This window comes from Gemella sp. zg-570, assembly GCF_018866345.1.
GTDB lineage: Bacteria > Bacillota > Bacilli > Staphylococcales > Gemellaceae > Gemelliphila.
The window spans coordinates 1,434,704-1,446,521 of record NZ_CP076443.1 but is presented as its reverse complement, the minus strand read 5'-3'; the positions used below and the strand labels follow the sequence as shown (position 1 = coordinate 1,446,521).

11 protein-coding genes are annotated in these 11,818 nt (G+C 31.2%); 7 read left to right on the top strand and 4 right to left on the bottom strand.

The features are described 5' to 3' along the window. The first annotated feature begins 35 nt into the window (after positions 1 to 35). Entirely contained in the window at positions 36 to 905 is an 870-nt protein-coding gene (locus KMP11_RS07040; RefSeq protein WP_216279822.1) for a hypothetical protein, read from the top strand. A gap of 24 nt (positions 906 to 929) precedes the next feature. Here the strand turns inward: KMP11_RS07040 and KMP11_RS07035 are convergent, their stop codons facing one another. From KMP11_RS07035 to KMP11_RS07020, 4 genes are all read right to left on the bottom strand, one after another. Further along, positions 930 to 1,769, bottom strand: a complete 840-nt coding sequence (locus tag KMP11_RS07035; RefSeq protein WP_215756422.1) for a metal ABC transporter permease — start codon at positions 1,767 to 1,769, stop codon at positions 930 to 932. Then, entirely contained in the window at positions 1,763 to 2,623 is an 861-nt protein-coding gene (locus tag KMP11_RS07030; protein WP_216279821.1) for a metal ABC transporter permease, read from the bottom strand. The genes KMP11_RS07035 and KMP11_RS07030 overlap by 7 nt, the downstream gene beginning before the upstream one ends. Before the next feature lies 1 nt (position 2,624). Then, positions 2,625 to 3,386 carry a metal ABC transporter ATP-binding protein gene (locus tag KMP11_RS07025; RefSeq protein ID WP_216279820.1) on the bottom strand — a complete coding sequence of 254 codons (762 nt, stop codon included), beginning with the start codon at positions 3,384 to 3,386 and terminating at the stop codon, positions 2,625 to 2,627. Positions 3,387 to 3,469: 83 nt separating this feature from the next. Then, a complete protein-coding gene (locus KMP11_RS07020) occupies positions 3,470 to 4,399 on the bottom strand; it encodes a metal ABC transporter solute-binding protein, Zn/Mn family (RefSeq protein ID WP_215756419.1) in 930 nt (309 codons plus the stop codon). A 149-nt stretch (positions 4,400 to 4,548) separates the two neighbouring features. Here KMP11_RS07020 and KMP11_RS07015 point away from each other — a divergent pair, with 149 nt between their 5' ends. The 6 genes from KMP11_RS07015 (at position 4,549) to KMP11_RS06990 (ending at position 11,796) form a co-directional block, all read left to right on the top strand. Continuing rightward, positions 4,549 to 5,199 (top strand): metal-dependent transcriptional regulator, encoded by a 651-nt coding sequence (locus tag KMP11_RS07015; RefSeq protein WP_216279819.1) that lies wholly within the window; start codon positions 4,549 to 4,551, stop codon positions 5,197 to 5,199. A gap of 402 nt (positions 5,200 to 5,601) precedes the next feature. Next, positions 5,602 to 6,876 carry a histidine--tRNA ligase gene (gene hisS, locus KMP11_RS07010; RefSeq protein WP_216280200.1) on the top strand — a complete coding sequence of 425 codons (1,275 nt, stop codon included), beginning with the start codon at positions 5,602 to 5,604 and terminating at the stop codon, positions 6,874 to 6,876. A 1-nt stretch (position 6,877) separates the two neighbouring features. Further along, entirely contained in the window at positions 6,878 to 8,650 is a 1,773-nt protein-coding gene (gene aspS, locus KMP11_RS07005) for an aspartate--tRNA ligase (protein WP_216279818.1), read from the top strand. 98 nt (positions 8,651 to 8,748) lie between these two features. Continuing rightward, entirely contained in the window at positions 8,749 to 9,087 is a 339-nt protein-coding gene (locus KMP11_RS07000) for a hypothetical protein (protein WP_215756416.1), read from the top strand. 416 nt (positions 9,088 to 9,503) lie between these two features. Beyond that, positions 9,504 to 10,811 carry a DNA (cytosine-5-)-methyltransferase gene (dcm, locus tag KMP11_RS06995; RefSeq protein ID WP_215756415.1) on the top strand — a complete coding sequence of 436 codons (1,308 nt, stop codon included), beginning with the start codon at positions 9,504 to 9,506 and terminating at the stop codon, positions 10,809 to 10,811. 4 nt (positions 10,812 to 10,815) lie between these two features. After that, positions 10,816 to 11,796 carry a DNA cytosine methyltransferase gene (locus KMP11_RS06990; RefSeq protein ID WP_215756414.1) on the top strand — a complete coding sequence of 327 codons (981 nt, stop codon included), beginning with the start codon at positions 10,816 to 10,818 and terminating at the stop codon, positions 11,794 to 11,796. Positions 11,797 to 11,818 lie beyond the last annotated feature (22 nt).

Sequence of the window (11,818 nt, the reverse complement as noted above, 5' to 3'; positions counted from 1 at the left end):
ATCAAATTAATAATATTTGTGGAGGAAGAAAAAATATGGGGAAAATATCAAGAAGAATATTACTAGGAGTCGTTTCAGCCTTGGGTGCTTACTACTACAAAAATCCGAACAAGGCAAAAAATCACAAAGATTTATTGGTAGACAATATTAAGCAAGGGCTTGAAAAAATAAAAAACAAGGATGTAGCAGAAGTAAGCCAAGAAGAGAAAAATGAAGCTAAGGAAAAACTAGATAATTTAATCTCTGCCTTTGATATTAAAGAAGATCTTGTAAGAGAAGATGAGAAAACAGGGCAAGAAGATACAGTAATCGATGGACAAGCAGTAAAAGAACAAGAAATATTAATTCCAGAACAAAAAGAAAATGTTTCGACTGCTGAATTTGTAATATTAAAAGATGGACTAGCAGACCAAGAAGTAGAAAATATCTTTGATGAAGACTTAGTAGAGGGAGCATTAGGACAAGAAAATATTTCAGCACACGAACCACTAGTAAGCAAAGAAATATTAATTCCAGAGCAAGAAAAAAATATTTTAGAAGAAGCAAACCTAGAAGTACCAGAAGCAAATATTTCTAATGAGCAAGCCCAAGAAATTTCACAAGAAGAAATTTTAAATGAAATAAAAATTAGGGAAGTTGGTGGAAATATCTTAGAAGAAGTTGAAAAAAATAGCCTAAACGAAGAAGCAATTGCTGAAATTAGCCTGCAAGACACGGTAACAAATCTCGATAACTCAGCCCTAAAAAAAGAAAATAAAAGTATAGGAATAGCAGAAATAAAAGAAAAAATAATGAAACGTTCAGAAAGAGAAATTCATTTCTCTAACGAAACAGAAGAAGCAAAAGAAAAAACTAAAAATGCACTAGAAACAATAGTTTCTCTATTTTCATCAAAAGAAAAATAAAACCAGAAAATATTTTCTGGTTTTTTATTTATGAAATTTTATTTTAATTTTACTAATATTGATAATCAATAAAAGATTTATTAGAGAAACAAAGCAAGTTATACCTGCAATATTAATATCCATATACAAGGCAACAAAAAATCCTATAATGGCATTTACTACACTAATTAAGCCTGATAAGACAAGCATTTTAAAATAATTTTTTGTTAAAAATATGCTGGACATGGCAGGAGCAACAAAAAAACAAATTACGGCAATAGAACCTACCGAATTAAAAGAAATTATACAGGTAGTTGCCACCAAAACAACAGAAATTAATTTTAATACTCTGGTATTTATTCCCAGTAATTTTGCTTGTGTTGGATCGCTAAGATATACTTTTAACTTGTAATAATTCAAACCGATAAAAGAAATATTTAGAATTAATATTATGGCTAATTCTAAAACTGATTTTGCTATGGAAAAACCAAAAATTTCAGTTCTATTCAAAGAAGTAAAAAGAATTTCTCCCATAAGAACAATATCAATATCCAAGTGGGCATTTCTAACAAACATAGTTATTAAAATTACGGCTATGGAAAAAAGTAGGGGAAAAATAATTCCAGTAGCAGAATCGTGATTTATTTTTTTAGACGTATTTATCCAATCTATTAATAAAATAGTTAGTAGGGCAAAAAGTGCTGCTCCGATAATTAATAGGGGAGAATTTAAGTCTGGATTAACAAAAAAGGCCAAAACAATTCCTAAAAGAACAGAGTGTGATAGGGCATCTGTTAGCATAGATTCATTCCTTATAACTAGAATAGTTCCCAAAGAAGAACAAGCCAGACTTGTTAAGATTAAGGCAATAAAAACTTCTAACATTTTTTCTTCCTCCCTCCACTAAAAGTTGGTAAAGATTTAAGAGCTAGTGATGTTAAACAAATAATAGACATTATCACAATAATAGCTGGGCCCGTTGACAAACCAGAAATAATTGATGACAGATAAGAACCTGTTAGGGCAGCAAAAACACTTGACAAAATAGAAATTATCAAAGCCCTAATATATGTTTTAGACCATATTATGCCCGTAACTGCTGGAGCAATCAGAAAAGAAGAAATTAAAATAGCACCGACAACTTTTAAACCGACTGCAATAATACTAATCATCATAAAATTAATTAGATGTTTTAAAAATTTCACAGGCAAACCAGAAAGCTTAGCCAGGCTATAGTCCATAATATAAAGTTTAAAATTATTATAAAATAAAATAAACACGACAATACACATTGAAGCAACAATAGAAATCATAATAATATCATTATATTTTATAAAGGCCGCTTGCCCGAATAAATATTTTTGCAAACCTGCTTGTGCAGATTTTGCTGAGAATGACTGCGTTAAAGTTTTTAAACTTATACCCAAACCAAAAAATGACGATGAAACTAGAGCTAAGGCATTAACTTTTGTATGCTTAGAATGGTCGACGATATATTCTACTGTATAGTAAGACAAGTAGCCAGAAAACATTGCTCCCAGTGTCATTATTACGGGATTAAAAGAATTGAATATAATAAATGCAAAAATTAATCCGGGATAACTAGAATGTGCCAGGGTGTCGCCAACTAAACTTTGACGAGTAAGAACAGATACAGACCCAACCAAAGCCGCAGCAATAGCTAATAAAGACGTACCTATTGCAATAGTTAGGAAAGAATAATCTAACAAAATAGACATACTAATTCACTTCCTTATCAAAAGTAAATATTTTTGAATCTACTGCAGTATAAGTTTTTTTATAATTTTCTTCATTAAAGGCTTGCTCTACACTCCCCTGAGCTATCACATTTTTATTTATCCAAATAACATAGTCAAAATATTTACTCACGCTAGATAAATCATGATGAATAACTATACAAGTTTTATTATTTTCTTGAAATTCTTTAAGACTATTCATAATAATTTCTTCAGTTTTTATATCTACACCAGCAAGGGGTTCGTCCATAATAAAAATATCTGCCTCCTTGGTTAAGGCTCGTGCAATAAATGCCCTTTGAGCCTGCCCACCAGAAAGCTCACTTATATGCCTATCTTTTAAGTCGCTTATTTTCATTTTTTCCAAAGCAGAAATTGCAATATCCTTGTCTTTTTTACCAGGAATTTTTAAAAAATTTTTTATGTTTGCATATCTTCCCATTAAAACAATATCAAAAACATTTGTAGGAAATTGTGAATTTATTTCGCTACGTTGAGCAATATAGGCTATCCTATCAACAATAGTTTCTTTATTTATATCCTTGCCGAGTATTTTTAATTTATCATATTTTGCTTTTTCCAGTCCCAGTATAGTTTTTACCAAGGAAGATTTTCCAGCCCCATTAGGTCCTAAAATTGCAATTCTTTTTCCCCTGGGAACTTTTAAAGATAAATTATTTAAAGCCTTGTAACCATTAGGATATATTAGGTTTAAATTTTTTATTTCTAATACATAATCATCCATAATTTTACCCCTTCTCTAATCTTAGATACAGAAAAAAGGAGTTTCCTCCTTAATTTTCTGTAATTATTTTTATTTTAAATCTTCTATTTTAAATTTTCAACAATTAAGTTAATATTATGCTTATACATTTCTATATAAGTATCCCCAGCTTGCCCTTGAGGAGCTAGTGAGTCAGAGAATAACTCTTGTCCTTCGCCCGTAACAACTTTTACATTATGTCCTCTTGCTGCGACAGCCTCTTTTAATTTTTCCATTCTTTCAGGGTTGGTAGTAGATTCTGAGAAGATGGCCTTAATTTTTTTCTCGATTATTAAATTAACTGTTTCTATCATGGCCTTATTATCAACCTCTGATTCGGTAGTAATTCCCTGTGGTGCTTCTACCTTAACATTATATTTTTTGCCAAAGTAAGTAAAGGCATCGTGTGGTGTAATTAAATATCTAGATTCAGCTGGAATTTTATCTAATTCTGTTTTAATCCATTTATCCAATTCATCAAGTTTAGCAAGATAATTTGTCGTATTAGTTTTTACTAAATCTGCTTGGTCTGGAAGTAGTGTGCTTAATTCTTTAGAAGCAGCCTCTACTGCCATTTTGTAAAGGTCAATATCAAACCAGAAGTGAGGGTCAAGAAGCTTAACTCCGTCTTCTTCCATAGTATTGATTTTATCTTTTGGAAAATCTTTACTAACTGCTTGCCCCCTACTTTCTAAAGCCTCAACCATTTTTCCTTCAAAATGTAAACCATGATATAAAACTAAATCAGCATCTTTTATCTTTTTCAAATCGCTAGCCTTAGCAACGTAAAGATGTGGGTCTTCTCCAGCTGGAATAATAGTTTCAATATTAACCTTATCACCTACTAATTCTTTAGTCATATCTGCCAAGAATGAAGTAGTTACCGTAACAGTTTTTTTGTCAGTTTGTGTATTATTTGTTGATTTACTAGAACAAGCTGTTAAAGTAAAAACTAAAACTAAGCAGATTGCTATAATTTTTTGTAATTTTTTCATATAATTTACTCCTTATTTTTTGTTAAGTATGATTAACTACAATGTTAAGTATACATAAAAAATTTTTTTATGTCAATAGTTTATTTAAAATTTTTAATAATTTGACTAAAAAAAAATAATAAAATATAATAGCACAAAAGGAGATAACTATGACACCTAATAAAGAAGATTATTTAAAATGTATTTATAACATAAGTATCAGCAAGGAAAAAGTTACAAATAAATTAGTTGCAGAAATTATGAACGTATCAAAACCAGCAGTTACTGAAATGTTAAGAAAATTAGTAAATTCTAAGCTAATAGAAAAAGATAATTCTAAAGGCTATACTCTTACAGAAGAAGCCCTGATTTTAGTTTCTAATGTTGTGCGTAAACATAGACTTTTAGAAGTTTTTCTTTTAGAACATTTAGCCTATCCAACAAACAAAGTTCATGAAGAAGCAGAAATATTAGAACATGCCGTATCCGATTTTTTTATTGACAGTTTGGATAAAATGTTAGGTCATCCTAATAAGTGTCCTCACGGCAGTATAATTCCCCAAAAAAATATTATTCTTGAAGATGATATAATCTTATTGTCAGAAGCCCTGCAAGGAAAAATTTATTATGTAAAAAGACTATCTGCAAAAAAAGAAATAGCAGACTACTTATTAGGTGAAGGAATTAAATTAGGTTCAAAAATTATTATAAAAGAAAAATCAAGTTTAGGAAAAATTATCAAGTTAGAAGTTGACGAGCTTACTATAAGTCTTAGCGACCATCTAGCTAGCCACATTTTTTTAGCAACAAATAATTTATAATTTATTATTTGTCTTGACAACAAGCCTAAATTATTATAATATTTAGAAATAACAAAAAGTAACAAGAGTAATAAAGATTTTATTTTAAAAAATATTAATTTTAGAGAATCTGGTTCGTCGGCTGCAAGACTGGATAATTAATTTTAAAATGAGCAACACTTTATTATCACAAAAAATATTTTAATGAGGTATCAATAAATTTTGATATAAATTAGGGTGGCACCACGAATTATTATCGTCCCATATAAGCACTAGCTTGTATGGGATTTTTTATTATTAATTAAAAAATTAATTTTACAAGTTAAAAATTTTGAAGAAAAAATTCACAAAAATATTTTAATTAATTTCAAAGAATATAAATTAAAAAATTATGGAAAAAAGGAGAGAAATTGCATGAATAATATAATAAATATGCCAAGGGGTACCCAAGATATACTCCCCCTAGAAGCAAAAAAATGGCAGTATGTAGAAAATATGCTTAGAAAAATAAGTAATAATTTTTGCTACGACGAAATTAGAACACCAATTTTTGAATCGACAGAACTTTTTGCTAGGGGAGTGGGAGATACTACCGACATAGTTCAAAAAGAAATGTACACATTTTTAGACAAGAGTAATCGTTCTTTGACCTTGCGTCCGGAGGGAACTGCGGGGACGGTACGTTCTTACATAGAAAATAAACTTTTTGCAGAAGTAATTAAACCTCAAAAATTATTTTATATGGGTCCCATGTTTCGTTATGAAAGAAAACAAAAGGGCAGATACAGACAGTTTGTGCAATACGGAGTGGAAGTTATCGGCGAAGAAAGTCCTAAAATAGATGCAGAAGTTATCAGTCTAGCTTATAACATTTACCCTTATTTCGGTTTAGAAAATATTAAAGTCAGCATTAATTCTTTGGGCAATCCAGAAGAGAGAAAAGCCTATAACGAAGCCTTGGTAAAACATTTTGAACCCTCTATTGATGAATTTTGTAGCGACTGTAAAAATAGATTGTATAAAAATCCAATGCGTATCCTAGATTGTAAAATTGATGCGGGGCATAAACTTATGAAGACAGCACCAAAATTATTAGATTTTCTCGGTCAAGAATCAAAAAATTATTTTGATGAAGTGCTTAAACACTTAGACAGCTTAGAAGTAAAATATGAAATTGATCACAATTTAGTGCGAGGCTTGGACTACTACACACATACAGCCTTTGAAATTATGATAGACAATAAAGAAGTTGAATTGAAAACTCTTTGTGGTGGTGGTCGTTATAATGGTCTTGTAGAAATGTTAGGTGGGCCTGCTGGGGAAAAAGGTATCGGTTTTGCCCTGAGTATCGAACGTCTATTACTGGCACTAGAAACTGAAAATATTTCTTTACCCTTAGAAGATAATATCGATATTTTTGTAGTTTCTATGGGAGAAGAAGCAGGTAATTATGCAGTAAAACTTACAAATGATTTACGCTTGGCAGGTTTTAAAGTTCAAAACGACTACTTCGATAAAAAAATGAAAGCACAATTAAAATTAGCCGACAGATACAAGGCAAGCTTTACAATAATTATTGGCGAGCAGGAACTAGAAGAGAAAGAATTAGTAGTAAAAGATATGGCAAACTTTACACAAGATAGGGTAGCCATAAATGAAGTTATAAAATATTTAGAAGAAAGAATTAAAGGAGAATAAAATGTCAGCATACGGAAGAACAGAATATGCAGGTCTTATCGACGAAAGATTTGTAGGACAAACAGTAACAGTAAAAGGCTGGGTAGCCAAGAGAAGAGATTTAGGGAATTTAATTTTTATTGACCTTCGTGATAGAATGGGAATTGTACAATGTGTTTTTTCAGGAGAAAAAAATGAAAAAGCTCATAAGATAGCCGACAGCATTCGTAATGAATATGTAGTTTCTATCGAGGGGCAAGTAGTTTTACGTAAGGCAAAAACAATCAACGAAAAAATCCATTCAGGTAAGGTTGAAATTATCGTAACTCATGTAGAAATTTTATCAGAAGCAAAAACTTTGCCATTCGTACTAGACGACGCTTCACTATCAAGTGAAGAATTAAGAATGAAGTACCGCTACCTAGATTTACGCCGTACAGAATTAGCAGATGTAATTAACCTACGTTCAAAAATTACCAAAGCAAGTCGTGATTACTTAGACGGTAATAATTTTATAGACGTTGAAACACCAATTTTAACAAAATCAACACCCGAGGGAGCAAGAGATTATTTAGTACCTAGTAGGGTTCATCCAGGAGAATTTTACGCCCTGCCTCAATCACCTCAACTTTTCAAACAATTATTAATGGTTGCAGGTTTTGATAGATATTATCAAATCGCCCGATGTTTCCGTGATGAAGACTTACGTGCCGACAGACAACCAGACTTCAGCCAAATAGATATGGAAATGAGCTTCATGTCGCAAGATGAAATTATTGCTACCATCGAAGGACTGATTGCCCACGTCATGAAAGAAGTAAAAGGAATTGACGTAAGTCTGCCATTTGCAAGACTAGATTATGACGACGCAATGGAACGTTTTGGTTCTGACAAACCAGATACACGCTTTGGTATGGAATTAAAAGACGTGAGTGATATCGTAGCGACTAGCGATTTTAAAGTTTTTTCTAACGCAGTAGAACAAGGCGGAGCCGTTAAGTGTATAGTTGCCAAAGGTGTAGCCGACAAATATTCACGAAAAGATATTGATAATCTTGCATCCTATGTCGCAAATTACGGAGCTAAGGGACTGGCATGGCTTAAGGTAACAGAAGAGGGACTTAACGGAGCAATAGCAAAATTCTTTACTGAAGATGTAGCAGCAGAATTAGTAGAACGCACAGAAGCAGAAGTAGGAGATTTAATTTTATTTGCCGCCGACAGTAAAAAAGTATGTTACGCTTCACTGGGAGCCTTACGCCAAAAACTTGCTCGTGATTTAGACCTAATAGATAAAAATAAATTTAATTATCTGTGGGTAGTCAACTGGCCCCTACTAGAATTTGACGAAGAAAGTGGACGCTACAGTGCAGCCCACCACCCATTCACCATGCCAAAAGAAGAAGACGTTCATCTGCTAGAAAGTTCACCAGAAAAAGCCTACGCCCAAGCCTACGACATCGTCCTTAACGGTTATGAATTAGGTGGAGGAAGTATTCGTATCTTCGACAAAGAAATTCAAAAATCAATGTTCAAGGCTCTAGGCTTTACAGAAGAAAGTGCCAATTCACAATTCGGTTTCCTACTAGACGCCTTTGAATACGGAGTACCACCACACGGAGGGTGTGCAATAGGTTTAGACAGATTTGTAATGTTGCTAGCCAGCAGAGAAAATTTAAGAGATACAATCGCCTTTCCAAAAACAGCCAATGCTTCTTGCCTAATGACACAAGCACCATCACCAGTCGACCTAGAACAATTACTAGAACTAAACATTTCAACCCTAAAAAAATAAGAAAAAAACACCAAATTTTTGGTGTTTTTATTTTGGGAAAATTTAATAAAATTCTATTTTATGATACAATAAAAAAAATAAGACAGAAAGGAAAAACCATGGCAAACATATCACAGCAAAAAAGACAGAAAATGCTAGAGTTTTTAAATAAACTAAAAGAGGAACATCAAGATGATGATAGTCTAAGAGCTTTGGGAGAAATTGAAACAGCACTTAACGAGAAAAAATACGGTCTAGTCTGGGAAAAACACACAGAAAAAGTAGATGAAATGTTAGAACACAACATACCCGTATTCTGTGAAGATGAGAATAGAAAAATCACAGTAAAAGAAAATGAAGTTTACAATTTTTTATTAGAGGGGGACAATCTCCACTCCCTAAAACTTCTTGAAAAAACACACAAGGGTAAAATTGATGTTATCTATATCGAAATGTAAGTTACAGAAATGATACAATAGGAATGCTTATATTAAGGGCTTTTATTCAATTAAGAATAGAAGGCTTATTTTTTATCTAAAAATAGCATAAAATCTAAAAGATAGAGTTTAGGTAGGTGCATACTTTATAACGAATAAAAAGGTCTATCGTTAAATGTTGCACATAGTTTATTAATTATGTGAAGTGTGCTGTATTGCTGAAAAAAGGGGCTCTAAAGCTACTTGATACTAAAGGTTTTGTTAACTCTTTTTTGGCTTTAAACCATTGTGTCTATTGGCTTAGTGAAGTTGATAGAATGGTTACAAGGGGAGGTTATGGAGAGAGGGGAGATTAATCAAAAAAATTGAAAAACTCCGAAAGACATGGTAATATAATTCTGATATAGCAGAAAAACATATTCATACAGGAGTAATTAATGAGTGTTAGATATAATAAATTATGGAAAATTTTGGTAGATAAAAAATTAAATAAAACTCAATTTAGAGATACTGTTGATATTAGTAATCAGACACTATCAAAATTAAGCAAAAATCAATTTGTTAGTTTAGAAGTATTAGATAGGATATGTGATGTTCTTAAATGCAATATAGGTGATATAGTTGAGCATATATCAGAGAAAGGTGTAGAAACAAAAAAAGCGGAATTAAGAGTGGTTAGTCTATTTTCTGGAATCGGTGGTTTTGAGAGTGGAATAGATTCCTCAAATATATCTGCAAAAGTTGTTTTTGCATCAGAAATTGAAAAATTTGCGACTTTATCATATCAATCAAATTATCCAGATCATATGTTAGTGGGGGATATAACAAAAATTCACGAAACTGATATACCTGATCATGATATTCTTGTGGGGGGATTTCCTTGTCAAGCTTTTAGCATAGCAGGAAAGCGAAATGGATTTAAGGATACACGAGGAACATTATTTTTTGAAGTTGCAAAGATATTAAAAGAAAAAACACCTAGAATTGTTTTGTTAGAAAATGTTGAAAACTTAATAAACCATGATAAGTCAAATACAATACGAACTATATTGTTGACTTTAAGTGAATTGGGATATACTGTTGATTTTACCATATTGAATTCTTCTGAAATGGGGGTGCCACAGAATAGGTCTAGAACTTTTATTTTAGGTATAAAAAATTTCCCTAGTGAACCTTATAAAGAAGATTTTAGAAGTCAAAAAATTAGTAGCTTAAAAAAAGAATTGAATTTGGATGATAATTTTAATGGTTTTAATTTTTTTAACGATTTAAAGTCTAATAATGAGGATAAATATATAAAAGATATATTAGAGAATAGTGTAGATTCAAAATACTACTTTGACAGTAAAAAAGTCCAAAATTACATAGATTCTTTGGAAATTCCAAAAATAAATTCTGAGAAAAAGATAATAAAAGTATTTGATTTTCCCAAAGAAGTTCATAATGATCAAGAAAGACAGAGAAGAGTACATTCTATTGAAGGAATTTCTCCTACAATTTTGGCGAGATCGGATACTACAAAGATACTAGTTGAAGTTGATGGAAAGTTAAAAGTAAGAAAATTAACACCAATTGAAAATATGCGCATTCAAGGCTTTGATGAGGCGTTTATTGACAACATAAAAAACATTGGTATGAGCGATACACAGATGTATAAACAATCAGGTAATGCAGTTAGTCCACCAGTAATTTCAGAAATATTTAACCTAATAAACGATTCAATACTTCATAAAAAAAGGAGATAGTGCGATGAAAATTAAATTTATTGATTTATTTGCAGGGATAGGTGGATTTAGACTTGCATTAGAAAAAAACGGTGGTACTTGTGTTTTTTCTAGTGAAATAGATAAATTTGCTAGTGAGACGTATTTTAATAATTTTGGAGAATTTCCATCAGGTGATATATTTAAAATAAAGGATGATGAAATACCAAATCATAACATTTTATGTGCAGGATTTCCTTGCCAACCGTTTTCTTTAGCAGGGAAAAGACTTGGTTTTAATGATGTTCGTGGTACACTTTTTTTTGAAGTTGCTAGAATATTAAAATCTAAAAAACCGGAAGCTTTTATTTTAGAGAATGTTGCGGGGATTGTTAGTCATGATAATGAAAAAACATTAGAAACAATTGAAAATATATTAACAGAGTTGGGTTATAAATTTTCTTGGAAACTATTGAATGCAAAAAATTATGGAATTCCTCAAAATAGAAATAGATGGTATTGTGTAGGGGTCAGAAACGAATTTGCCATTGATATAGACTCTGTTTTTCCAGAAAAAATCAAACTAAGTAAAACTTTAAAGAATATAATTGAAATGGAGATAAAAGATTCGCATATTGTATCAGATACAGCGATAAAAAACATAAGTAAGCATGTTAATTCATTTTTAGAAAAATCAAATAACATAATATATAATGAGCCCATTATTGCAAATAATATTAGACCTTCCAAGGTATCTTTTAGCGCTAATGGGATATCACCTTGTTTGACTGCAAAAATGGGAACAGGTGGGAATAATGTACCAGTCGTTGTTGAATTAAATAGAAAATACACTATTACAGAATGCCTAGCTATTATGGGGTTTCCTTCTAATTACAAAATAAAAGATAACTATAGTCAGAGTTACAAACAAATAGGTAATAGTGTCGTAGTACCGTTAATTGAATTAATTTCAAAAAATTTATTTAAATCACTAGAAATACTTTTACAAAAACAAGCGATGGAATAAATTTATACCATCGTTTGTTTTT

Coding starts and splice junctions, on each gene's coding strand:
- KMP11_RS06990 (WP_215756414.1), top strand. CDS start 10,816: ATGAAAATTAAATTTATTGATTTATTTGCAGGGATAGGTGGATTTAGA.
- KMP11_RS07035 (WP_215756422.1), bottom strand. CDS start 1,769: ATGTTAGAAGTTTTTATTGCCTTAATCTTAACAAGTCTGGCTTGTTCT.
- KMP11_RS07025 (WP_216279820.1), bottom strand. CDS start 3,386: ATGGATGATTATGTATTAGAAATAAAAAATTTAAACCTAATATATCCT.
- KMP11_RS07020 (WP_215756419.1), bottom strand. CDS start 4,399: ATGAAAAAATTACAAAAAATTATAGCAATCTGCTTAGTTTTAGTTTTT.
- KMP11_RS07040 (WP_216279822.1), top strand. CDS start 36: ATGGGGAAAATATCAAGAAGAATATTACTAGGAGTCGTTTCAGCCTTG.
- KMP11_RS07000 (WP_215756416.1), top strand. CDS start 8,749: ATGGCAAACATATCACAGCAAAAAAGACAGAAAATGCTAGAGTTTTTA.
- KMP11_RS07015 (WP_216279819.1), top strand. CDS start 4,549: ATGACACCTAATAAAGAAGATTATTTAAAATGTATTTATAACATAAGT.
- KMP11_RS07030 (WP_216279821.1), bottom strand. CDS start 2,623: ATGTCTATTTTGTTAGATTATTCTTTCCTAACTATTGCAATAGGTACG.
- dcm (WP_215756415.1), top strand. CDS start 9,504: ATGAGTGTTAGATATAATAAATTATGGAAAATTTTGGTAGATAAAAAA.
- aspS (WP_216279818.1), top strand. CDS start 6,878: ATGTCAGCATACGGAAGAACAGAATATGCAGGTCTTATCGACGAAAGA.